The sequence below is a fragment of the Achromobacter piechaudii NBRC 102461 genome (assembly GCF_001571245.1).
Classification (GTDB): domain Bacteria; phylum Pseudomonadota; class Gammaproteobacteria; order Burkholderiales; family Burkholderiaceae_B; genus Achromobacter; species Achromobacter piechaudii.
The window spans coordinates 517,548-539,517 of sequence record NZ_BCTK01000001.1 but is presented as its reverse complement, the minus strand read 5'-3'; the positions used below and the strand labels follow the sequence as shown (position 1 = coordinate 539,517).

The window sequence follows — 21,970 nt, the reverse complement described above, 5'->3', positions numbered from 1 at the left end:
CAATTAAGCTACGCACCGTATGTCAGGGGGAGACGCGCATGTCCCGCACTCGCGCACAAATGATCGAAGCCACCCGCGCCAAACTGCTGGCCACTGCCCGGCACGCGTTCGAGCGCGTCGGTTATGCGGCGACGTCCATGGACGATCTCACCGCCCAGGCCGGGCTGACGCGAGGCGCTTTGTATCACCATTTTGACGACAAGAAGGGTTTGCTGGCGGCGGTGGTCGAACAGATCGACGACGAAATGGACCAACGCCTTACGGACATTTCCGACACGGCGCCTGATGCCTGGACGGCGCTGCGCGAGCGGTGCCGCGCCTATCTGCGGATGGCGACCGAACCGGCCATTCGAAGAATCGTGCTGCAAGACGCGCCAGCGGTGTTGGGCGCGGCACCGAACGCGGCGCCATCGCAGTGCATCGCATCAATGGAGGCGTTGATCCAGCAACTGGTCGAAGACCAGCTCATCAACGCTGTCGCTCCCCGAGCACTCGCGCATTTCATCAATGGCGGATTGACGGACAGCGCATTGTGGATCGCTAGCGCCACAGAGGGCGAAGAACGCCTGGATGCAGCGTTGCACACGCTGGACAGCTTGCTCGAAGGCTTGCGGCGGCGCTGACCGCGTCGTCCTGATCATTGCTTATCGGCAGATGCCGCCAATCCTCGGACCTTACGCATCGAAATACAGCAAAGGCGGTATAGAACGTCACGCGCGTCTTTGCTACGCTCATTAGCACCTGCAAAAGGTGGCGCCCATGAGCAACAAGATTCGAGTCCTTTGCGTTCAACCGTCTTCGCTATCGGCGAGGTTCGCCTTCCTGGCGATTGCGCTGCGATGGTCTTTGGGCGCGACGCCACGCCCTACGCGCCTGATGATCGGGCCGCATGACCTGGAACCGCTGGGATCTGAATCCGCCTTCTGGCGCTTTGCATTGCGGCATGCGCTGACCGGTCAATCTTTCCTTGTCACCCGCGGCGGACACTGGGATCTGGCGGCGTCGGTGGATGGAGACGAGGTCCACGCTTTCGGCCGCAAATTCGCCCTTAGCCAGTGCCTCTATTGACCGATCTGTCGCCGGCTTGATCGCTCGGAAGCGAAGCGCTCACGCGTCGCAGTCGGGCTTGCGGTGGAAGGCCACCAATTCCTCGGCGGTCCAACGTTGACGCGCCTCGTCCTGACAGCACGACCGAAACACCCGTGCGCCCACGTCCAGGAACCGGCTGACGTCGGCATCGCTCAGCTTGCCTTGGACCTCCAACAGACAATCGGCGTAGGCGGACAGCACGCCATCCCAACCGTCCAACTTATCAGGCGCCACGTGCTGGGAAATCATGCGGGCCATCATTTCACTGTGATCCATTCGGTTCTCCCCCCTCGGATACCGCATCGACGGCCGCAGTGCCGCAACCGTTCGTGAAGAACCCATCAGCAAGTGCCATGCCCGAGGTCGCTCGATTTACTTGCTCGGCGCCGCGTCCTGCGCCCTGCCGCGCAACAGCGCGTCCGGGTGGGCCTGCAAATAATCGGACAGTTGCCTTAGCGAGCGCGCCGCCCGACCCAGCTCACGCAGGGCAGTATCCGTATTTACCGGTAAGTCCGATTCGGGCGCCAGCAAAGCGCCCACGGCGGCCAGCGACCGGTTGGCCTGGCGCAGCACGGCCTGCGCCTCGGGGGCCAATTGCCCGTCCAGCCGCTTGACCAGCTTGCTTGCCCCACGCAGCGCGCCAGCCAGCTCGGTGCCGATCTCGTCGAACGGCACCTTCTCGACCTTGGTCAGGATGCTGTTCAGTTGCTGCTGCAACTGGTCCAGGTTGTTGGGCACTGTAGGAATGAAGGGCTGGTCTTCCATCGTGAAAGTCACCGGCTTGGCATTCGGAAATTCAGCCAGCGCCACGTAGAGTTGCCCCGTCAACAGATTGCCGATGCGCAACTGGGCGCGCGTGCCCCGCGCGACCAACGCGGCCATCAACACGCCGCTGGGATGCCGCGTGTCCGGCCCCGCGAAATCCTTGATTCGCTCGAACGTCTGCGCCCCCAGGCGTTCGGGGTACAGCGTGGCGGAAACCAGGGCGTAGAACTGCTTTGTCGTCTCGTCAAAATCCAGGTTGATGGCGTCCACCTTGCCCACGGTGACGCCGTACGCGTCGATGGGAGCCCCCACCACCAACCCACGCACGGACTGGTCGAAACGCATGCGCACGCGCAGTGGAATGCCGTCGGGCTGGGCACGGGCCGACTCTTCGCTTGAGAACAGCGGAAAAGCGGTGCCCGCTGCCGCGGGTTGCCGTTCATGCTGACCCAGGGTGTCGAAAGCGACGCCACCGATGATGACCGAAACCAGGGACTGTGACCGCATTTGCAGACCGCGCGCATCCACGCTGAAGTCCACCCCGCTGGCATTCCAGAAGCGCGTGTTTTCGTTGACGTAAAGGTCATTCGGGGCGTCGACGAACACCTGCACGTCGACGCCGTCCCCGCCCTTGGCCAGCCGGTAGCTCACGACCTGGCCGACGGCGATGCGGCGGTAGTACAGGGGCGAACCGACATCCAGCGACCCCAGGTCGTTCGCGTGCAGCGTAAAGCGCTTTCCCGCGCGATCCTGGGCCACCTCGGGTGGGATTTCCAATCCGATGAAGTCGCTTTTGCGTTCGCCCTGGACGCCATTTTTGCCCTGGCCGCCAACGGGATCCAAGCCGATATACGAACCGGACAACAGCGTGCCCAGGCCGGACACGCCGCTCAGGGTCAATCGCGGTCGGACCACCCAGAATACGGTTCCTTCACGCAACAGCGTAGCCGCGTCCTTGTCGACGCGAATGGTCACCACCACGCCGGTGCGATCTGCATTCAGATTGACGCGTTCGACCAGCCCGACCGTGACTTCCTTGTACCGAACCTGCGTCTTGCCGGCTTCCAACCCTTCGGCCGTCTGGAAGTGAACGGTCGCCGTGGGGCCCGCATTCAGCCACGCTTGCAGCACCAGCGCCAGTCCGCCTATCACGGCCACAACCGGAACCAGCCAGATCCAGGACAAGCGGCGCCGCCTGCGTGGCGGCGTCGGACCTGCGGCAGCATCAGACTGAGCCATAGAGGATGTCCCCTTTGTGTATGCGTCAGACCCCGACGCCCCGCCAGCAGGCGCCCGCAATAGCAGGTAGCATGGCCCTCCTATTTGGAGGAAGTCAACGTGAATATCGCCATCCGCCCCGCCACCCTCTCGGACGCGGCCCAGATCTACGCCTTCATCACTGAACTGGCCGTCTACGAACGTGCCGCGCACGAAGTGATCGCCAGCGCGGACGACGTCGCCCGTACTCTTTTCGCCCCCCAGGCGCCCGCCAAGGCGTTGATGTGCCTGGTAGATGGAAAGCCCATCGGGTATGCCGTCTATTTCTACAGCTATTCCACCTGGCTCGGCAAGAACGGCATTTACCTGGAAGACCTGTACATCACGCCCGAACACCGCGGCATCGGGGCCGGACGCGATCTGCTGCGCCACCTGGCGCAGGAGGCGGTGGCCAACGGTTGCGGACGGCTGGAATGGAGCGTGCTGGACTGGAACAAGCCAGCCATCGACTTCTACGTGTCGATTGGCGCGGTGCCGCTGGATGAATGGGTGCGCTACCGCCTGACCGGCGACGCGCTGACGGGCTTTGCCGAAGGCCGCCGCCTGCCCGCCTAGAACTCCGGCAGATCGAACAGCGTGTGCAGCGTGGAACTGGGGGCAGGCACAGAGGCCAGCAGCTCGCTGCCGTCGTCGGTCCTCAGCACTCGAACGGGACGCAGCGCCACGCTGGTGCCGTCCACGCTGATGGCGGTTTCCACGTCCGCCCCGTCCTTGATCACGTCGATGACCTCCGACGCCGACGCCGTGACGGGCTCGGTGACCCAGCCCGGCACGCCGCGTTCCGCCTGGCCCCAGCGCACGTAGGCAATGTGCCCGGTGACGGGCTCTTTTCGAACGGCGACGATCACGTAAAAAGACATCCAGGCCTCCCTAAAGTGGTTTGGCCAGGATCGTATAGCAAGTCGGCGCCGATGGCATGCGCGCCTGCTTCAAGGTTCGATATCGATGGCCGCAAAGGATTTCACCAGATCGTCCAGCTGCTTGAGCTGGGTGAGGAAGGGTTCCAGCTTGTCCAGCGGCAGCGCGCTGGGGCCGTCGCACTTGGCGTTCCTGGGATCGGGGTGCGCCTCCAGGAACAGGCCCGCCAGGCCCACTGCCATGCCGGCGCGCGCCAGTTCGGCCACCTGCGCACGGCGGCCGCCCGATGCCGCATCCAGGGCGGAACGCTGCTGCAAGGCATGCGTCACGTCGAAAATCAAAGGACGGTTCCCCGACACCTTTTTCATCACGCCGAAACCCAGCATGTCGACCACCAGATTGTCGTAACCGAAACTGGTGCCGCGATCGCACAGGATCAGCTTGTCGTTGCCCGCCTCGGTGAACTTTTCAACGATGTTGAGCATCTGGGTCGGGCTGAGGAATTGCGGCTTCTTGATGTTGACCACGCGCTGCGTCTTGGCCAGCGCCACCACCAGATCGGTCTGGCGTGCCAGGAAAGCCGGCAATTGCAGGATGTCGGCCACTTCGGCCACCGGTGCGGCCTGCCAGGGCTCGTGCACGTCGGTGATGACCGGAACGCCGAACTCTTTCTTGACGGCTTCGAAGATCTTCATGCCCTCTTCCAGGCCGGGGCCCCGGTAGGAATGGATCGAAGAACGGTTGGCCTTGTCGAACGACGCCTTGAAGACGTAAGGGATGCCCAGCTTGGTCGTCACGCGCTGATATTCTTCACACGCGCGCAGCGCCAGATCCAGGGATTCCAGAACGTTGATGCCCCCGAAAAGCACGAAGGGGCGATCATTGGCGCAGCGGATCGACGAGGAAATTACGACTTCTGGGGCGGTCATGATGGGGAAATCCTGTAGAAATAAGGCGGGTGACAGTGCGTAATGTACAACCTGCCCGCCCCCCGTTTCCCCTTGCGGCTGTTTTTTCCTGGGCGGCTTACCGGCTGCGCAGCATGCGGCGCAACACGCCGTCGCGCAGGTAGTAATGGTGGAACAACGCCGCCAGCGCGTGCAACAGCGCCAGCACGATGATTGCCCATGCGACCAGCTCGTGCATGTCCCCGATGAAATGGCGCTGTTCGCGGTCAATCGCAATCAGCCTGGGCACGTCGAACAAGCCAAAGAACGTGAACGGTTCGCCTTGCGCCCAGCGAAACAGGAAGCCCAGCACGATCTGCGCTGCCATCAACAGGTACAAGAGGCCATGTACACCTGTACTAGCTGCCCCTAAAAACCCCTGGGCGGCGGGCGGCAGGCGCCGGCCCTGCGTCGAGCGCCAGATGATGCGCAGCACGAACACCGCCGCGAACAGCAGGCCAAAGGATATGTGCAGCGATTGCAGCAAGCGACGCGTCGGCGTCCCGCGTGGCAGGAAGCTCCAGATCTCCGCCAGCGCGAACAGGCCCACCACCAGCACGGCGGTGGCCCAATGCAGCGCAATCGTCATGCGGTCATAGTGGGACCGCAAGGGGTCCGTGGCCTGCAAGGGGGAGGTAGTCATCAATGGGCTCTGAGTCTTAAGGTAACCGGCAAGCGTATTGATTTCCGACTTACGGCGTCCTGAGCGACGCTTGCCACTGCGCGGCGTCAACGCTGGACGTGGCCGCGAACCGTGGCCACAATGACCCGTCGTGGGGGCCGGCGCGTCGCCCACCCTCTGATTCAAAGGCAGGCACATGGGTTTTTTCGACACGCTGTTCCGGCGCAAGCCTACGCAGGACCAATTCGCCAAGCTCTTCGTCGAGGCGGCGCGCAGGCAGGGATTCGAGGGCGACCTGAGCTACAAGGCCGATGAATTCCGCTTGCTACTGGGCGAAGGCTCGTTCTTCAACCTGCACAACGCCTACCACGCCTATTGCAATACGCAGGGCGCCCAGCAAAAGCGCGCGCTGCAAGGCTTTGTGTCGGCCCTGGCCAGCAGCAAGCAACTGACGCCGCAGCAGGCAAGCGTGGCGCGGCCCATGCTGCGCGCCGTCATCCGCAGCCGCACCGCATTGGAAGACGTGCGCCTGCACCACGTGCGCACCGAGGGAAACGATGCCGCCTTCCACCCCGCCTACCTGCCCTTTGGGGACGACTGCGTCGTGCTGCTGGCGCTGGACCACCCGGACGCCATCTCCACCCTGACCAACGGCCCCGAGGCCGCATGGCAGTTGACGTTTGAACAGGCGCTGGCCATCGCCATCGACAACCTGCGCGACACCCCCGACGACTTCGCCGAAATTTCCCCTGGCGTGCACCGTGGCGCCTGGGCAGACGGCTATGACATCAGCCGCGCCCTGCTGCCCGACATGATCGAACGCGTGCCGGTACGGGGTCGCCCAGTGTTCATGATGCCCACGCGCGACGTGCTGCTGGTCACCGGCGACAACGACGATGAGGGACTTTCCAACATGGTCGAGCTGTCGCTCCAGGCGCTCATGCAAGGCCGATCGGTCAGCGCGCACATGTACCACTTCAATGACCGTCAGCCGCAGCGCTATGAGCCGACAGACCCGGTGCTGGCGCAACGGCTGGCGCATCTGGCGCGCCTGTTGGACAAATCGGAATACGACGCACAGAAGGCCGTGCTCGACCATATCCATGAGGAACAAGGCCACGACATTTTCGTGGCGAACTACAACCTCTTCACCACTGACGAAGAGCCGGCCATGTCGTTTTCGTTGGCGTCCTGGACACGCGGGGTGGACACGTCGCTGCCCAAAGTCGACCGTCTGGCGCTGGTGCGCCCGGACGCCCAGGACGACATCGGCGAAGTCCGCGTCGTTTCATGGGACCAGGCGGCGCACCTGCTGGAACCCTTGCTGGCGCGCGAGCCGGGCTACCCGGTCCGCTATCGAACGCGCGGCTTTCCCGACGATGCGCAACTGGCTCAACTGACGGAAGTGCCCTAGCCTGGCTAGCCCGGATTTATCCCTGCACCGGCGTGCAAAGCTCCACCAGCGTACCGTCCGGGCAACGCACATACGACACCACTTGCCCCCAGGGCTTGGCGCTGGGCGCGCTCAGTTCCGACGCGCCCTCGGACACAGCCTTGGCATGGGCCGCCGCCACGTCGTCCGTCACGAACGCCACTTCCATGCCCAAAGGCAGTGAAGACGAAGACGCCTGGACGTGGCCCGAACCGAAATTCATGTCGGCCAGTTCATGCGCGGCGAACGACAGCGTGGTGTCGCCAGTGTCCAGTTCGCCATAGGTTTTCGACTCGTGCAGGAACCGGATCGGAAAACCGAAGGCGCGTTCAAAGAACGACAGCGATGCCGCCACATCGGGCACGTAAATGATGGTGTATCCAAATTTCATGTCAGGTCCTTGAAGGCATCGTGCGCACCCACGGGCATGCGGGTGCGCCAGCCTGCGCATGATACGCGGAGGTCGCCGCGATCATGCGCGTACCGAGGCGTATCAGGCCTTGAGCTGCCGGGCTTCCAGGCTCCACAACTGCGGGTCGCTGGTGGACACCCCCACCGCGCCGTGCTTCATCGCGGTGCCGATATCCGCCTGGTTGCAGACAAAGCCCGAAGCCACGATAGGCGGCAGCGCTTGCAGATCCTGCCTGGCCATGTGGGTCAGCATCGGCGCGGGCATCAGCTGCACCAGGTTAGGGTCGCTTTGCTCCAGCGCCTTGACGCTGCGCGGCCAGGTGGAACGGTCGGTCACGAAGACCTTTTGCATCGTGACCATGCCCGCCCGATTCGCCCGCTGGATGGTGGCCACCCGGGTGGAAACCAGGCTGGCAACGCCGATGTCGGCCAGGTATTCCACCCCGCCCTTGTCCTGCGACAGGCCCTCGCAACTGTCGATATTGACGATTGCGAACTTGCCCGCGCGGTTCAAGGTGGCGATCACCGGCGCCAGCTTGCGCAGTTCGACGTTGGCGACGATGCCGATTTCGGCCACGCTGCCCACGAAGGTATTGATCTGCTCAAGCCCGTACAGCGTCGCGATGACCGGGTGGCGCGCCAGGCACGCCCCAAAAGACCTATCCATGGCTATCAACTTTCCTGACCGTAATGGCGCTGATCGCTCAGGCCGAGCTTGCCCGGGTTGAGAATATTCTGCGGATCCAACTGGCGCTTGACCGCAAGCAGCACGTTGAACGCAGCGCCCAGCGAATCCTGCATGTAGGGCGCTCGCAGCAGGCCCACGCCGTGATGATGACTGAGCGCCGCATTATATTTAATCAGCACTGCATTGGCCGCATCCCACGCGGCGCGATACCACTGAGCGCGGCGTTCCACCGCCACGTCGCCGCGCAGCGAAAAATACAGGCAGGCGCCATCGACATAGGCATGCGATTGATGCGCGGACCCGGCCAAGGTGCCAGGCACCGCGTTCACCGCCGCGACCACCTCGCTGTAGATGGCAGGCAGGTCGCTCCAGCGGCCGGACATCTCAAGCGTATCGGCAACGAAACCGGGGCTGCGCTTGAAGCCTTCCGCGCTCTTGCCCGTCAGATAGCGCGTTTCAAGCCAACGTTCAAAAATGGCCTCGCCGTCGAGCTTGTCGCCCAGCGATTCGCACACGCCCTCGCTGAGCTGCATGACGGCGTCGACGATGGCGCGCGCGCCCTCGTCGGCCACCAGCAGCACATTCGTGTCCGGCAGGTTGAACTGCACGCCGCTTTCCAGTTCGTCGTACAGGCGCAGCGCTGCGGGATTGGCGCCGCGCTGCATGATTTCACGGCAGGCTTGCAGGCCGATAGCGAAGGTCTTGAAGCCGTAGGCGATGGCGCGGCCATAATCGGGCAGGCGGTGCAGCTTGAGCCGCAGCCGCACGATCACGCCGAGCGTGCCTTCGGATCCGATGAACAACTGTTGCAGGTCCGAGCCCACCGCCGCGCGGGAATATCCGCCCACCGTGATGAGGCTGCCGTCCGCCAGCACGACATCCATGCCGAACACCATGTCTTCGATCTTGCCGTAACGCGTGGACAGCTGCCCTGCCCCCCGGCACGCGGCCCAACCGCCCACGGTGCTGATGCCGAACGACGATGGCCAGTGGCCCATCGTCAGCCCGTACTCCTCTTGAATCGTCTGTTCGAAGACGTCGCCGAACATGCCGGCTTCGACTTCCACGATCTGGCTTTCCCGGTCCACGCCGATCAGCTTGTTCAGTTGGCAGACATCCAGCACGATCCCGCCGCGCACGGGCAAGGCTGCGCCCGTGACGTTGCTGCGCCCGGCCGACACGGTGACCGGGATCGCGTGGACATTGGCGATGCGCATCACCGCCTGGACCTGTTCTACCGAAGATACCGTCACGATCACCGCATGCGGCGTGGCGGGCTTGCCGCCTGTCTCCGACACCATCGACCCCGCCCACCAGTCGCGCGTCCATGCGACGACGTCAGCGGTCGCGGTCATGACCTCATCGGCCACGTGGCGCAAGGCATCAAGCTGCGCATCCGTGACGCGCACGGGATCCCGTTGCAGGCCGGGTTCATCACCGGTGTTCGCCAAGGTCGCGGCGTAGGCCGGCGGCGTGTGCGCGCCCACGACGTAGTTGCCCCGGTTGTAGCCGCGTTTGATGGCTTCTTTGCTGATCATTGTTCGTCTCCCATGAGTATGGATTTTTCGTGCTTGATGGCAGCCAGGTAGTCATGGACCTGCTGCGCGATGGTCGAGGGCGGCAAATCGAGTTCCGCCTGGAGGATCTGTCCGACGCGGCCAGCGGCAAGCGCCGACGCGTCGCGCGCCATCAGGCGCGTGCGCATGCGCCTGGCCAGCACGTCTTCGACGGTGCTGGCCATTTCGTGGCGCACCGCGTAAAGCACCTCGGCTTCGGTATAGGGCAGGCCCTGGACGATGGGCGTCAACAAGGCCGGCGATGCCTGCATCAAGTCACTGACAAAGCGCGCCTCGGTGCCATAGCGTTCGCCCAGATGCGCCGACATGCCGCCGGACGCCACGATCGCCTGGGGGTCGTAGCCGGCCGCGCCCAGCAGGTAGGCTTTTTTGGTCTGACAGGCATTGCGCTGGCCCAGCACCTGCTGCGCGGCGTCGATGGTCTGCTCGGCCATGTGCCGCGACGTAGTGAGCTTTCCGCCAACCACCGTGACCAGCCCGTCGTCAGACACGCGGATTTCGTGGTTGCGCTTGATCTCCAGCGTCTTGCCGCCGGGCGGGGCCACCAGCGGCCGGCAACCCGCGATGCTGCCCACCACGTCTTCGGGCTGCAAATCGGTCTTGAGCGCCGATCGCGCGCCTTCCAGCAGGAAGTCCAGCTCGCGCCGGGTGCAGCACACATCGTCCAGATTGCCGTCGTAATCTTCATCGGTCGTGCCCAGGTAAGACACGTCGCCCCAGCGCGTGATGGTGGCGCGGCGGCTGCGGCCGGGCACGGGAATGGTGACCGTGCAATCGTTGCGCACCTTGATCCAGGGCACCGCCACGTGCACGCCCTTGGCGGGGCGCACGTGCAGGACGGGTTCACCGCCCTTTTTCGCGCCGGTCCAATCGCGCAGCCATACGCCCGTGGCCATGATGACCACCCGAGCGCGCGCGCGGATTTCCCGCTCGTCCGCATGCACGATGACGCCATCCACCTTGCCATGGGCATCGCGGGTCACCTCGACCGCCTTGGCGTGATTGGCCACTGCCGCGCCATGAAAGGCGGCGGTGCGCGCCACGGTCAGCGTCAGCCTTGCATCGTCGACCCGGGCGTCGTAATACAGGAAGCCGCCCAATAGGCCGTCTTCCTTGAAGGTCGGACAATGCGACAGCACTTCGGCGGCGGTCAGCTTCTGGTGCAGGATGCCTTCGCGCCAGCCGCCCGCCATGTCGTAAGTCCACAGCAGGCTTTCAAACGCCTTGGACAGGCGCTTGTCGAACACGCCGTCACGCTCCAGGATGGGAAACAGAAACGGCAGCCGCTGCACCAGATGGCGCGCGTTGCGTCGCAGCCGTTGGCGTTCGTGCAGCGAATGCCGCACCAGGCCCAGGTTGCCCTGCTCGATGTACCGCAAGCCCCCGTGCACCATCTTGGAGGACTTCGACGAGGTACCCGACGCAAAGTCGTCTTTCTCGATCAGGGCGACGCGATATCCGCGCAACGCGGCATCCAGCGCGGCATAGGCGCCAGTGATGCCGCCGCCCACGATCAGGATGTCGAATTGCTCGCTGCCCAACCGGTCCAGCTGTTCGCGCCGTTTCAGGCGCAGGGGTTCGGTGCTGGTCATGTCGGCCCGGTCCTTCCTGGGCTTTCTGGATAGCCACCCGATCATTTGTGCAATGCCTCCTGGTTGTCTTGCTTGAATTGTTTGACGTGGCCCAGTTCGGAGCCCACCCGGGCGTGCCACAGCGCGCGCCGGCGCTGGCGCTCGTTCGCATCGATCACCGGCTCAAACACGGCATCGGTCACGATGGTCTTGCAGGCCTCATGCAATGACGGCCACAGCAAGCCCGACGAACCCGCCAGATACGCGATGCCGCGCAGGCTGGCGCGATCGGCCTCCTGCATGCGGCGGATGGGGATGCCGATCAGGTCAGCGTGCATCTGGAGCAAGGGATCGCTGCGCGACAGGCCCCCGCCCACGACCAGTTCGGACACGCGCACGCCCGAGGCTTGTTCGTCCGCTTCGATGCAGCTGGCGACCGAATGCGCGATGCCCTCCAGAATGGCGTAGGCCACTTCGGCCTGCGTGGTGGCCATCGACACGCCCGTCAACGAAGCTCGCGCCGACGCTTCCATGCGGGGCACGCGCAGGCCGGTCAAGGCTGGCACGAAGGTCACGCCGTTCGAGGCGCTTACCGATTGCGCGAGCGCGCTGATTTCGTGCGCATCCTTGAACCACTTGAGCTTTTCGCAGACCCAGTTCAGCGCCGACCCGGTCGTCGCCACGAAGGTTTCGACCGCGAAGTGCGACACGCCGGCGTGGCGCCGCGCGGTCATCGTCAATGAACCGTCGGACATGGATGCGTGAGCGGGAGGCTCGGTGCCGATGACCAGGTCCACAAAGCTGCCGGTGCCATGCACGCACATCGCCTGCCCGCGATCCAGGCAACCCAGGCCGATCGCGCCCGCGTGCTGGTCGCCGGCCGAGGCCAGGATGGGCACGTCGATACCCAGGACGTCGCTGCGGGTACGTCCGAAGTCATCGGCATCCTGGCGCAAGGTGGGCAGCAGTTCGTAGGGAAAGCCCAGTTGCTGCACCCATTCCAGGTAGTAACGGTGGTCGGCCAGCAGATAAGCGCCAGCGGAGGTGGCGTTGGTCGGCGTGGTAACGCAATCGCGGCGTTGCGAGAAGTGCCACAGCAGCCATGTATCCACGGTGCCGAAAGCCAGATGCTTCTCGCGCCATGCCTCAGCCACCACCGGCGTGTCGCGCAGATGACGCGCCGCCCACAGGTACAACGAACGCACGCCGACCGGCCGCCCCACGCGCTCGCGCAGCCGCGCGTCCCACTCGGGCGCCAGCGTGTCCAGTTCGTCCACGAAGCGGGTGTCTTGCCAGACCATCGCCGGCACCAGCGCCCGGCCGGTGCGCGTGTCCCACAAGACAGCGGTGGCGCGCTGCGTGGCCAACGCCAGCGCGACGATCGTCTGACCCTCACGCTGCGCTTGGGCGATGGCGTCCCGGCAGACGCGAATCGTGCTGTCCAGGATGTCGTTGGCGTCCTGTTCCACGACACCCGGCCGGGGCGAATCGACATGCAGCGCCACGTACTGCAGGCAAGAGACATGGCCGTCCTGCGACACCGTAGCCGCGCGCGTGCCGGAGGTGCCCTCGTCTATGGCCAGAATCACATTGTTGTTTGTCATCGCGAGGCTTTCCCAATGGCGGGATCCAGAACCGGCAGCACAGCGTCGTCCTTGAATTGCGGCGCGCCGGCTTCGTTGTCCGGATTGATGGTGGTGCGAGTGGGGTCCCACTTGATCACGAAGCAGATGATGCTGGCGACAAGCGGCACGATCGAAAGGATCAGGAAGGTCTTCTCAAGCCCGTAGTTTTCGCGGAACAGCGGGAACACCAGCAGACCGACGGCAGCGCCCGTCGACCCCAACGCGCCGATGATGCCGTTGGCGCCCGCGCGCAGTTCGCTGCGAAACGACAGCGACGACAGGCTTTTGCCATTGGCGCCCGGCCCGCCCGAGTGGAACAGGATGAAAAGCGAAGGCACCACGACGGCCAGCCACAACGGCATCTTGCCGTGGAACGTGCCCAGGATGAGCAGCATCAGGAATACTGCGGCAAAGCCGAATGCCGACGCGCGCCGCAGGCCCAGCTTGCGGCCGATGTAGGGCGACAGAAAGCCGCCGAATATGCCGAACACGTTGAACACCAGCGCGCCGATGGTGGCAAAGACGAAGTCCTTGCCGAACAGGGCGGCGCTGATCAACGGCAAGTACCAGCCCACGGCGAAGTACTGGATCGACTGGCCGATCTGGACCGTGGCCGCCAGGATGGTGCGCGGCAGATACACGCCGCGAAAAATGAGCAGCACGTTGGCCATGCCGCGCTTGGCCTGGTTGACCACCGGCACGCGCTCATGCAGCGGCGCGGCGGCGAAGGGACGCCCGTAGATCCGGGTCATCGCAATGGCGGCTTGTTCGATGCGTTCCTTGCGGGCCAGCCAGATCGGGCTTTCCACCATGTAGCGCAGTTGCAGTACCAGGATCACGACCGCGAAGATGGCGGTGGCCGCGACGGAATAGCGCCAGATGGAATCGCCCACATCCCACGAGAAAAACAACAGCGCCAGCAGCAGGTTCGTGCACACGGCCGTGTACCACATGCCCTGCCAGGTGTTCAGCCGGCTCTTGAATTTGAGCGGCGTGAACTCGGCCAGGACGGCCATGGCGATTGCGAAGTCGATGCCATAGGCGGCGCCGACAAAGAACCGGCCGACGAGTATGACTTCAAAGCTGGGCGCGAACATCACCAGCAAGGCGCCGATGACGGCCAGGAATTTGGCGATGATCAAAGGCCGGATGCGGCCCCAGCGGTCGGCCATCCATCCGCCGATGGGATTGAACGCGATCGCCACCCAGGCAGCGAACGAGGTCATCAATGCGACCTGCCCCGCCTTCAGGCCCAGATCGCGCGTCATGGGGCCCAGCCCCGCGCTTAGTGCGGAATTAGCGAATGCATCCAGAAATAACCCGCCCAACGCCAGCCACCAGATGAGGCCGGCTCGACCCGTAATGCCGGGGCGTGAGTCGATAAAAGCGATGACATCGTCGATGCCACGTATTTTTTCTACGGTCGATGATTGCACAGTCGTCTCCTCTTGGAATTATTTCTGTAAGAGGTCGACGCAAACTGCGCGCAATAAAAGACCACCCTACAGATGGTCTTTTATCTAAATCTGTGCGGTGACTTTATGGGCTGGGCAAGGGAGTGTCAAGCCTTGCGGGCATCAGGATAAACCCTGTTTGTCGACGTGTTTGTTGGCCGATTGGATGCCCGAATCATCACTCATGTTTCGGCGGCGCGTGCCGAAATATAAAAGTATCCAAAGTGACGAAAAAGTATATGGAATGATGGATTTTTATACCTTTTTGTCTTTATTTTTCAATGACTTGCATTAAATATTTAAGCTGGCAAACTACGCCCGCTGTTTGATCTTCGCTTCATCGCGCCGGCCTCGACATTCGAAGCTGGCCCAACTCTGAACAACAAAAAAAACATCGTGGCGCATCGCGGCATTCGCGCGCGCCATGCGGGCGTACGCCCGTTCCACTCATATCCATCGCAACCCTCGCGTTTCACCAAGGAGAAACCCATGCGCTTAATCACCGATCAAGAACTGAGCAATATGTCGACGGAAAACAAGCGTCGCCGCCATCAAGAACTGGACAGAAAATTGTCGGTGGCCGCTGACCGGGGCTGGGCGTGCGCGCATCGCATCGAAGCCAGCCGCGCGAAAGTCCATGCCGCGATTTTGATGGACGTCCAGCTGGGCCGCGACGTCGAACCCAGAACCGAAAAGCGTCGCGACCGAATCAAGATCAAGAACTGACGAAAAAGCCGTCCAGAGGCGCAAATGGGGCTTTTTCAACAAGTGGGGCTTGTTCAAAGAGACTCGGTCCGGGTATTTTCCGTATTGCCTGCCACTACGGAATCCCGGCCTTATGACGATCGTTGTCCATACCCCGAATGCCAAAGGCCTCTGGACGACAATCCAGAACAATCTCAAGCGCACTGACGACGCCGCCGCTCGTGGCACCAGCGCCTGGCGCAAGGACGACACGGGACGCGCGGTCAAGATATTCCACGCCCCGCCTGCCGGCGGCCTGGATGAACGGGCATATTTCGTGGGCACGGTCCGCACCGGTCAGCTCTTGTTGCTGGACCTGCTGCCGGGCAGCGAACCCCTGAACTGGACCCGCTTCGGCCAGTTGCACGGCCATCTGGTCGGCATGCTGATGACCGAGTACGAGCGCGAAATCATGTCGCTCAACGTCTTCCCGAACCGGCCTGCGCCGGATGAGGGAGGTTAAGGCGATATCAGTCGATCGGCGTCGGAAAAAGAAAACCCCCGCAGCCTGCGAAGCGGCTCGGGGGTTTTCGCGACATTGTCGGGGTTTAGCTACGGGGTCAGCTTCGGGTTTAGCTAGATTAGCTAAGGCGTGCCAACCAAGGGCAAACCGCCAGTGCGTCCGCACCACAACGATGCATTAGCGCTACAACAATGTCAGACAATAAGTGGTGCGAAGGAGGGGACTCGAACCCCTACACCTGTTACGGCGTCAGGACCTAAACCTGGTGCGTCTACCAATTTCGCCACCTTCGCTAAAGGTCAAGCCCGCTATTGTAGCTTGCTTGTTAAAATCTTGCGTCATGAATCCGCGCCTCGATGCTTTACACCCCTACCCGTTCGAAAAATTGCGTGCCTTGCTGGCCTCGGCCGCCGCGCAGCAGAACGGCCTGACGCCTATCAATCTGTCGATTGGCGAGCCCAAGCACGCCGCGCCGGAACGCGTGGCGCAGGCGATTCGCGACCATATGGGCGGCCTGTCGGTGTACCCGTCCACCAAGGGCGAGCCGGCGCTTCGAGAGGCAATTTCGGGCTGGCTGGCGCGCCGCTACAGCATTCCCGCACCCGACATCGACACGCAGGTGTTGCCGGCGCTGGGCTCGCGCGAGGCGCTGTTCGCCTTTACGCAGACGGTGATCGATCCCTCGGCCGCTTCGGTCGTGATCTGCCCCAACCCGTTCTATCAGATCTACGAAGGCGCGACGCTGCTGGCGGGCGCCACGCCCTACTTCGTCAATGCCGACCCCTTGCGCAACTTTTCCAGCGACTGGAATCAGGTGCCCGAGGCCGTCTGGAAGAAGACTCGGCTGGTCTTCGTGTGCTCGCCGGGCAACCCGGCCGGCAACGTGATGTCGATGAACGAATGGGAAGCCCTGTTCAAATTGTCCGACCGCTACGGCTTCGTGATTGCGTCGGACGAGTGCTATTCCGAGATCTATCTGGATGAGGGCGATGCGCCGCTGGGCAGCCTGCAAGCGGCACGCCGCCTGGGCCGCGATGATTACCGCAATCTGGTGGCGTTTTCCAGCCTGTCCAAGCGTTCCAATGTGCCAGGCCTGCGGTCCGGTTTCGTGGCCGGCGACGCGGCGCTTATCGGCCGCTTCCTGCTGTATCGCACGTATCATGGCAGTGCCATGAGCCCGCTGGTGTCGGCGGCCAGCATCGCCGCCTGGACGGACGAGGCGCACGTGAAAGACAACCGCCGCCTGTACCGTGAAAAATTCGACGCCGTGGTCCCCATCCTTGAAAGAGTGCTGGATGTGTCACGCCCCAAGGCTTCTTTTTACCTATGGGCGGCCACGCCAGGGGCCGATACGGCATTTGTCCGTGACCTTTATGGCCGCACCGGTGTTACCGTTCTGCCGGGCAGTTTCCTGGCGCGGGAAGCGCATGGCGTGAACCCCGGCCACGGCCGTATCCGTATTGCGTTGGTGGCGCCCTTGGCTGACTGCGTGCAAGCAGCCGAGCGCATCGCCCATTTTGTACATACCTCTGTTTGATCAACCTTTAAAAGCTGAGCCGCTATGACTCTCGACCTTCAGACCACCATCGAAAAAGCCTGGGACGACCGGACCAACCTGTCTCCCACCGACGCCAGCGCCGAAGTGCGCGAAGCGGTGGAACACACCATCGACGGGCTGGATCTGGGCCGCCTGCGCGTGGCTGAGAAAATCAACGACGACTGGGTCGTGCACCAGTGGATCAAGAAGGCCGTGCTGCTGTCGTTCCGCCTGAACGACAACGCCATCATGGGCCAGGCACCGCTGCAGTTCTACGACAAGGTGCCGCTCAAGTTCTCCGAATACGGCGACAACGCCTTCAAGCAAGGCGGCTATCGCGTCGTGCCCCCCGCCGTCGCCCGTCGCGGCGCATACATCGCCCGCAACGTGGTGCTGATGCCCTCCTACGTCAACATCGGCGCCTACGTCGATGAAGGCACCATGGTCGACACCTGGGCCACCGTCGGTTCGTGCGCGCAGATCGGCAAGAACGTGCACCTGTCCGGTGGCGTGGGCATTGGCGGCGTGCTGGAACCCCTGCAAGCCAACCCCACCATCATCGAAGACAACTGCTTCATCGGCGCCCGCTCGGAAGTCGTGGAAGGCGTGATCGTGGAAGAAAACTCGGTGCTGGCCATGGGCGTGTTCCTGTCGCAAAGCACCAAGATCTTCGACCGCGCCACCGGCAAGATCACCTATGGCCGCGTGCCGTCGGGCTCGGTCGTGGTGCCCGGCTCGCTGCCCTCGGCCGATGGCTCGCACAGCCTGGCTTGCGCCGTGATCGTCAAGCGCGTCGACGCGCAAACGCGCGCCAAGACCAGCATCAACGATTTGCTGAGGGCGTAAATGAGCACGTCAGCCGTACTGGATCTGGTCAAGGACCTGATCGCCCGCCCGTCGGTCACGCCGGCGGATGAAGACTGCCAGGCGGCGCTTGCCGCCCGGCTCGAGCGCATCGGCTTCAGGTGCGAGACCATCGCACAGGGCGGCGTCACCAATCTGTGGGCCCGGCGTGGAAGCGCCGCGCCGCTGACCGTGTTTGCCGGTCACACCGATGTGGTCCCGCCGGGTCCACGCGAAAAGTGGGACAGCGACCCGTTCGTGCCCACCGAACGCGACGGCTGGCTGTACGGCCGTGGGGCGGCCGACATGAAAAGCTCGATCGCCGCCTTCGTGGTGGCAGCCGAGGAATTCGTGGCGGCCCACCCGCAGCATGACGGTTCCATCGCACTGCTGATCACGTCCGACGAAGAAGGTCCGTCCATCGACGGCACCGCCATCGTCTGCGACGCTTTGAAAGCACGCGGAGAAAAGCTGGATTACTGCATCGTTGGCGAGCCGACCTCGGGCGACGTGCTGGGCGACACCTGCAAGAATGGCCGCCGTGGTTCGCTGTCGGGCAAGCTGACGGTCAAGGGCATCCAGGGCCATGTCGCCTATCCGCACCTGGCGCGCAACCCCGTGCATCAGTTGTCGCCGGCCCTGGCCGAAATCGTCGCGATCGAATGGGATCAGGGCAACGAGTATTTCCCGCCCACGACGTTCCAGGTGTCCAACCTGAATTCCGGCACGGGCGCCACCAACGTGGTGCCGGGCGAAGCGGTCGCGCTGTTCAATTTCCGCTTCTCGACGGCCAGCACGCCCGAAAGCCTGAAGGCCCGTGTGCACGCGGTGCTGGACAAGCACGGCCTGGAGTACGAGCTGGATTGGGATTTGGGTGGTGAACCCTTCCTGACCCCGCGCGGCTCGCTGACCGACGCGCTGGTGCAGGCGATCCATGCCGAAACCGGCGTGACCGCCGAGCTGTCCACCACCGGGGGCACGTCCGACGGGCGCTTCATCGCCAAGATCTGCCCGCAGGTCATCGAGTTCGGCCCTGGCAACGCCACGATCCACAAGGTCAACGAGCGCATCGAAGTGGCTTCGCTGGAACCGCTGAAAAACATCTATCGGCGCACGCTGGAAAACCTGCTGCTGCCTAAATGAAACGCCGCTATGCGGACGCACTGCCCCCCTCCGATGGGGGGTGTTTTTTCCTCGTTCGGCATGCTGAACGGGAATAAAAGGCCTGTTATGTATCAATCCGCCCGCCAAGAATTGCTGACCCTGCGCGACCTCATCCGTTATGGCGTATCGCGCATGAACGGCGCCCAGGTGGCGCTGGGGCACGGTAGCGACAATGCCTGGGACGAGGCGGTCTATCTGACCCTGCACGCCCTGCACTTGCCGCTGGACACGCTGGAACCCTTCCTGGACGCCCGCGTCGTGCGGGAAGAGCGCGACCGCGTGCTGGATCTGCTGGAGCGTCGCGTCACCGAGCGCGTGCCCGCGGCCTACCTGACCAACGAGGCCTGGCTGCGCGGCCATCGTTTCTACGTGGACAAGCGCGTCATCGTGCCGCGCTCGCCCATTGCCGAGCTGCTGGACGAAGGCCTTGCCCCCTGGGTGCAGGACCCCTACGCCGTGGAAAATGTGTTGGACATGTGCACCGGATCCGGATGCCTGGCCATTCTGGCGGCCATGGCGTTTCCCAACGCCCATGTGGACGCGGTCGACGTGTCCGCCGATGCGCTGGAAGTCGCCCGCCGCAACGTGGACGACTACGGCCTGGCCGAGCGCCTGGACCTGCACGAAAGCAATCTGTTCGACCAGTTGCCGGCGTGCCAATACGACGTCATTGTCTGCAACCCGCCCTATGTGAACAGCGGATCGATGGACGTATTGCCCCAGGAGTACCGTCACGAGCCGCAACTGGCGCTGGCCGGTGGCGATGACGGCATGGATCTGGTGCGGCGCATCCTGGCATCGGCGCCGAAGTACCTCGCGCCCGAAGGCGTGATCGTCCTGGAAATCGGTCATGAGCGCGACTTCTTCGAAGCCGCCTTCCCGCAGTTGTCGCCCGTCTGGCTGGACACGGAAGAAGCCTCGGACCAGATCCTGCTGCTTACCCGCGAGCAACTCAGCCTGTGATACGCGCTACTGGATTGACCTTGCGCCGCGGCACGAAAGTGCTGTTGGACGGCGCTGAATTTGTTGTGCACCCTGGCGAGCGCGTTGGCATCGTCGGCAAGAACGGCGCGGGCAAATCGTCGCTGTTTGCGCTGCTCACCGGCGCGCTGGACCTGGACGCCGGCACGGTGAATCTGCCGGCCGGCTGGCGCATCGCCAGTGTCAAGCAAGAGCTGGACGCCGACGACCGCCCTGCCCGCGAATTCGTCATTGATGGCGACACGCATCTACGCGAGTTGCAGGCACGCCGCGCGCAACTCACCGATGACCAGGGCACGCAGATCGCCGAGGTGGAAGCCGCCCTGATCGAAGCGGGCGCCTGGAGCGCCGCCTCGCGCGCCGAGCAATTGCTGGCCGGCCTGGGTTTCAAGCCGCATGAGTGGATGCTGCCAGTCGAGAGTTTCTCGGGTGGCTGGCGCATGCGCCTGGCCTTGGCCAGCGCGCTGATGGCCCCCTCGGAATTGCTGCTGCTGGACGAACCCACGAACCACTTGGATCTGGACGCGATGCTGTGGCTGGAGAAGTGGCTGGGCGCCTATCCGGGCACGGTCATGCTGATCTCCCACGACACCGAATTCCTGGACGCGGTGGCCAAGTCGATCCTGCATTTCGACCACGCCAAGCTGGTGCGCTATCGCGGTGGCTATGGGGACTTCCTGACGCAGCGTGCTGAACGCCTGCGCCAGACCAACATCGCCTACGAACGCCAGACCCGCGAAACCGCCCGTCTGCAAGGGTTCATCGATCGCTTCAAGGCCAAGGCGTCCAAGGCCAAACAGGCGCAAAGCCGTGTCAAGGCGCTGGCTCGCATGCAGGTGCTGGCGCCGCTGCAGGCCGAAGCGGGCATCGACATTCGCATCCCGTCGCCCGATCAAGTGCCCGACCCGCTGCTGACGCTTGAGCACCTGTCCGCCGGTTACACCGACGCGGCTGGCAACGCGATTCCGATCCTGCGCGACGTCACCCTGATGGTGCGCGCGGGCAGCCGTGTCGGCGTGCTGGGCGCCAACGGCGCGGGCAAGAGCACGCTGATCAAGACCTTGGCCGAAGAAATCCCCGTGCAAGCGGGTGAACGACGCGCGTCGCGCGGCCTGGCCATCGGGTACTTTCACCAGCACCAGCTGGATATGCTGGACGTAGACAGCACGCCCATCGCGCATCTGGCCCGCCTGGCCCCGGAAACGCGCGAACAGGAGCTGCGCAATTATCTGGGCGGCTTCGGTTTTTCCGGCGACACGGTCACCAGCAAGGTCGGACCGATGTCTGGCGGCGAGAAAGCGCGGCTGGCGCTGTCGCTGATCGTCTGGCAAAAGCCCAACCTGCTGCTGCTGGACGAACCCAGCAACCACTTGGACGTCGAGACGCGCGAGGCGCTGGCCGCCGCACTGGCCGACTTCGGCGGCAGCATGCTGCTGGTTTCGCATGACCGACACCTGCTGCGTACCACCGTGGATAGTTTCTGGATTGTCGCGGATGGCGCGGTGCGCGAATTCGATGGCGACCTGGAGGACTATCGTGATTGGCTGGCCGCTCGCAACGCCGGCGAACGCGCCGAAGCCGCGCGCGAAAATGCCGAAGGTGGCGAGCCGGTCGTGGACCGCAAGGCCCAGCGGCGCGCCGAGGCCGAACAGCGCCAACGCCTTTCCGCGCTGCGCAAGCCGCTGGAATCGAAGCTGGCCAAGGTCGAAACCGAAATGGAAAAACTGCGCGCCAAGCTGCACGCGCTGGACGCCATCATCGCCGACGCAGACCTGTATTCAGACGCCCGCCGCGCGGAACGTCAGAAGGTCATGGCCGAGCACGGCGAACACGGCAAGCGCATGGACGAGCTCGAAGAGCAATGGTTGGAAATCCAGGGTTCCCTGGAAGAGATCGACCGCAGCGAAGCCTGAGGGCGCAG

General features: G+C 63.7%; 22 protein-coding genes and 1 tRNA gene. 11 read left to right on the top strand and 12 right to left on the bottom strand.

Annotation, left to right across the window (positions count from 1 at the left end):
- Positions 1–38 precede the first annotated feature (38 nt).
- Positions 39–623 (top strand): TetR/AcrR family transcriptional regulator, encoded by a 585-nt coding sequence (locus tag API01S_RS02575; protein ID WP_061302948.1) that lies wholly within the window; start codon positions 39–41, stop codon positions 621–623.
- 136 nt (positions 624–759) lie between these two features.
- Positions 760–1,068 (top strand): hypothetical protein, encoded by a 309-nt coding sequence (locus API01S_RS02570; protein ID WP_039883328.1) that lies wholly within the window; start codon positions 760–762, stop codon positions 1,066–1,068.
- A 39-nt stretch (positions 1,069–1,107) separates the two neighbouring features.
- On the opposite strand, the gene API01S_RS02565 is transcribed toward API01S_RS02570, so the two are convergent.
- On the bottom strand, positions 1,108–1,365 hold the full coding sequence (locus tag API01S_RS02565) for a hypothetical protein (protein ID WP_039883329.1): 258 nt from the start codon (positions 1,363–1,365) through the stop codon (positions 1,108–1,110).
- A gap of 96 nt (positions 1,366–1,461) precedes the next feature.
- Positions 1,462–3,093: a PqiB family protein gene (locus tag API01S_RS02560; RefSeq protein WP_061302946.1), complete on the bottom strand. Its 1,632-nt coding sequence runs from the start codon at positions 3,091–3,093 to the stop codon at positions 1,462–1,464.
- A 99-nt stretch (positions 3,094–3,192) separates the two neighbouring features.
- Between API01S_RS02560 and API01S_RS02555 the strand changes: the two genes are divergently transcribed.
- Positions 3,193–3,687, top strand: a complete 495-nt coding sequence (locus tag API01S_RS02555; protein WP_039884284.1) for a GNAT family N-acetyltransferase — start codon at positions 3,193–3,195, stop codon at positions 3,685–3,687.
- On the opposite strand, the gene API01S_RS02550 is transcribed toward API01S_RS02555, so the two are convergent.
- From API01S_RS02550 to API01S_RS02540, 3 genes are all read right to left on the bottom strand, one after another.
- Positions 3,684–3,992: a hypothetical protein gene (locus tag API01S_RS02550; protein WP_006220207.1), complete on the bottom strand. Its 309-nt coding sequence runs from the start codon at positions 3,990–3,992 to the stop codon at positions 3,684–3,686. The genes API01S_RS02555 and API01S_RS02550 overlap by 4 nt on opposite strands.
- A gap of 69 nt (positions 3,993–4,061) precedes the next feature.
- A complete protein-coding gene (gene kdsA, locus API01S_RS02545; RefSeq protein WP_006220208.1) occupies positions 4,062–4,919 on the bottom strand; it encodes a 3-deoxy-8-phosphooctulonate synthase in 858 nt (285 codons plus the stop codon).
- A 97-nt stretch (positions 4,920–5,016) separates the two neighbouring features.
- Complete coding sequence (locus API01S_RS02540) at positions 5,017–5,580, bottom strand: cytochrome b (protein WP_050730113.1); 564 nt, start codon at positions 5,578–5,580, stop codon at positions 5,017–5,019.
- Positions 5,581–5,755: 175 nt separating this feature from the next.
- Here API01S_RS02540 and API01S_RS02535 point away from each other — a divergent pair, with 175 nt between their 5' ends.
- Positions 5,756–6,973, top strand: coding sequence for a DUF1444 domain-containing protein (locus API01S_RS02535; RefSeq protein ID WP_061302944.1), 1,218 nt, complete (start codon positions 5,756–5,758; stop codon positions 6,971–6,973).
- A 16-nt stretch (positions 6,974–6,989) separates the two neighbouring features.
- On the opposite strand, the gene API01S_RS02530 is transcribed toward API01S_RS02535, so the two are convergent.
- The 6 genes from API01S_RS02530 to API01S_RS02505 form a co-directional block, all read right to left on the bottom strand.
- Entirely contained in the window at positions 6,990–7,382 is a 393-nt protein-coding gene (locus API01S_RS02530) for a VOC family protein (protein WP_006220211.1), read from the bottom strand.
- 102 nt (positions 7,383–7,484) lie between these two features.
- A complete protein-coding gene (locus API01S_RS02525) occupies positions 7,485–8,069 on the bottom strand; it encodes a glycerol-3-phosphate responsive antiterminator (RefSeq protein ID WP_050730111.1) in 585 nt (194 codons plus the stop codon).
- A gap of 5 nt (positions 8,070–8,074) precedes the next feature.
- Entirely contained in the window at positions 8,075–9,628 is a 1,554-nt protein-coding gene (locus API01S_RS02520) for an FAD-binding oxidoreductase (RefSeq protein ID WP_050730110.1), read from the bottom strand.
- Complete coding sequence (locus API01S_RS02515) at positions 9,625–11,304, bottom strand: glycerol-3-phosphate dehydrogenase/oxidase (protein WP_006220214.1); 1,680 nt, start codon at positions 11,302–11,304, stop codon at positions 9,625–9,627. Before API01S_RS02515 ends, API01S_RS02520 begins: the two co-directional genes overlap by 4 nt.
- Positions 11,301–12,842 carry an FGGY family carbohydrate kinase gene (locus tag API01S_RS02510; RefSeq protein WP_061302941.1) on the bottom strand — a complete coding sequence of 514 codons (1,542 nt, stop codon included), beginning with the start codon at positions 12,840–12,842 and terminating at the stop codon, positions 11,301–11,303. Before API01S_RS02510 ends, API01S_RS02515 begins: the two co-directional genes overlap by 4 nt.
- Positions 12,839–14,299 (bottom strand): MFS transporter, encoded by a 1,461-nt coding sequence (locus API01S_RS02505; protein WP_050730108.1) that lies wholly within the window; start codon positions 14,297–14,299, stop codon positions 12,839–12,841. The genes API01S_RS02510 and API01S_RS02505 overlap by 4 nt, the downstream gene beginning before the upstream one ends.
- 507 nt (positions 14,300–14,806) lie before the next feature.
- Here API01S_RS02505 and API01S_RS02500 point away from each other — a divergent pair.
- Positions 14,807–15,043, top strand: coding sequence for a hypothetical protein (locus API01S_RS02500; protein ID WP_050730107.1), 237 nt, complete (start codon positions 14,807–14,809; stop codon positions 15,041–15,043).
- 112 nt (positions 15,044–15,155) lie between these two features.
- Positions 15,156–15,524 (top strand): hypothetical protein, encoded by a 369-nt coding sequence (locus API01S_RS02495; RefSeq protein ID WP_050730106.1) that lies wholly within the window; start codon positions 15,156–15,158, stop codon positions 15,522–15,524.
- A 206-nt stretch (positions 15,525–15,730) separates the two neighbouring features.
- On the opposite strand, the gene API01S_RS02490 is transcribed toward API01S_RS02495, so the two are convergent.
- Positions 15,731–15,817: transfer RNA gene (locus API01S_RS02490), tRNA-Leu, on the bottom strand.
- A 47-nt stretch (positions 15,818–15,864) separates the two neighbouring features.
- Between API01S_RS02490 and dapC the strand changes: the two genes are divergently transcribed.
- The 5 genes from dapC (at position 15,865) to API01S_RS02465 (ending at position 21,962) form a co-directional block, all read left to right on the top strand.
- Positions 15,865–17,061, top strand: coding sequence for a succinyldiaminopimelate transaminase (gene dapC / locus API01S_RS02485; RefSeq protein WP_050730105.1), 1,197 nt, complete (start codon positions 15,865–15,867; stop codon positions 17,059–17,061).
- 24 nt (positions 17,062–17,085) lie between these two features.
- Positions 17,086–17,907, top strand: coding sequence for a 2,3,4,5-tetrahydropyridine-2,6-dicarboxylate N-succinyltransferase (dapD, locus tag API01S_RS02480; protein WP_050730104.1), 822 nt, complete (start codon positions 17,086–17,088; stop codon positions 17,905–17,907).
- Positions 17,908–19,047 carry a succinyl-diaminopimelate desuccinylase gene (gene dapE, locus API01S_RS02475; protein WP_050730103.1) on the top strand — a complete coding sequence of 380 codons (1,140 nt, stop codon included), beginning with the start codon at positions 17,908–17,910 and terminating at the stop codon, positions 19,045–19,047.
- 87 nt (positions 19,048–19,134) lie between these two features.
- Positions 19,135–20,031, top strand: a complete 897-nt coding sequence (prmB, locus tag API01S_RS02470) for a 50S ribosomal protein L3 N(5)-glutamine methyltransferase (RefSeq protein ID WP_061302939.1) — start codon at positions 19,135–19,137, stop codon at positions 20,029–20,031.
- Complete coding sequence (locus tag API01S_RS02465) at positions 20,028–21,962, top strand: ABC-F family ATP-binding cassette domain-containing protein (RefSeq protein WP_156329933.1); 1,935 nt, start codon at positions 20,028–20,030, stop codon at positions 21,960–21,962. The genes prmB and API01S_RS02465 overlap by 4 nt, the downstream gene beginning before the upstream one ends.
- Positions 21,963–21,970: the final 8 nt, after the last annotated feature.

Excerpts from the sequence above, each read along its gene's own strand:
- API01S_RS02575 (WP_061302948.1), top strand. The coding sequence starts at position 39 with ATGTCCCGCACTCGCGCACAAATGATCGAAGCCACCCGCGCCAAACTG.
- API01S_RS02570 (WP_039883328.1), top strand. The coding sequence starts at position 760 with ATGAGCAACAAGATTCGAGTCCTTTGCGTTCAACCGTCTTCGCTATCG.
- API01S_RS02565 (WP_039883329.1), bottom strand. The coding sequence starts at position 1,365 with ATGGATCACAGTGAAATGATGGCCCGCATGATTTCCCAGCACGTGGCG.
- API01S_RS02560 (WP_061302946.1), bottom strand. The coding sequence starts at position 3,093 with ATGGCTCAGTCTGATGCTGCCGCAGGTCCGACGCCGCCACGCAGGCGG.
- API01S_RS02550 (WP_006220207.1), bottom strand. The coding sequence starts at position 3,992 with ATGTCTTTTTACGTGATCGTCGCCGTTCGAAAAGAGCCCGTCACCGGG.
- kdsA (WP_006220208.1), bottom strand. The coding sequence starts at position 4,919 with ATGACCGCCCCAGAAGTCGTAATTTCCTCGTCGATCCGCTGCGCCAAT.
- API01S_RS02540 (WP_050730113.1), bottom strand. The coding sequence starts at position 5,580 with ATGACTACCTCCCCCTTGCAGGCCACGGACCCCTTGCGGTCCCACTAT.
- API01S_RS02535 (WP_061302944.1), top strand. The coding sequence starts at position 5,756 with ATGGGTTTTTTCGACACGCTGTTCCGGCGCAAGCCTACGCAGGACCAA.
- API01S_RS02530 (WP_006220211.1), bottom strand. The coding sequence starts at position 7,382 with ATGAAATTTGGATACACCATCATTTACGTGCCCGATGTGGCGGCATCG.
- API01S_RS02525 (WP_050730111.1), bottom strand. The coding sequence starts at position 8,069 with ATGGATAGGTCTTTTGGGGCGTGCCTGGCGCGCCACCCGGTCATCGCG.
- API01S_RS02520 (WP_050730110.1), bottom strand. The coding sequence starts at position 9,628 with ATGATCAGCAAAGAAGCCATCAAACGCGGCTACAACCGGGGCAACTAC.
- API01S_RS02515 (WP_006220214.1), bottom strand. The coding sequence starts at position 11,304 with ATGATCGGGTGGCTATCCAGAAAGCCCAGGAAGGACCGGGCCGACATG.
- API01S_RS02510 (WP_061302941.1), bottom strand. The coding sequence starts at position 12,842 with ATGACAAACAACAATGTGATTCTGGCCATAGACGAGGGCACCTCCGGC.
- API01S_RS02500 (WP_050730107.1), top strand. The coding sequence starts at position 14,807 with ATGCGCTTAATCACCGATCAAGAACTGAGCAATATGTCGACGGAAAAC.
- API01S_RS02495 (WP_050730106.1), top strand. The coding sequence starts at position 15,156 with ATGACGATCGTTGTCCATACCCCGAATGCCAAAGGCCTCTGGACGACA.
- dapC (WP_050730105.1), top strand. The coding sequence starts at position 15,865 with ATGAATCCGCGCCTCGATGCTTTACACCCCTACCCGTTCGAAAAATTG.
- dapD (WP_050730104.1), top strand. The coding sequence starts at position 17,086 with ATGACTCTCGACCTTCAGACCACCATCGAAAAAGCCTGGGACGACCGG.
- dapE (WP_050730103.1), top strand. The coding sequence starts at position 17,908 with ATGAGCACGTCAGCCGTACTGGATCTGGTCAAGGACCTGATCGCCCGC.
- prmB (WP_061302939.1), top strand. The coding sequence starts at position 19,135 with ATGTATCAATCCGCCCGCCAAGAATTGCTGACCCTGCGCGACCTCATC.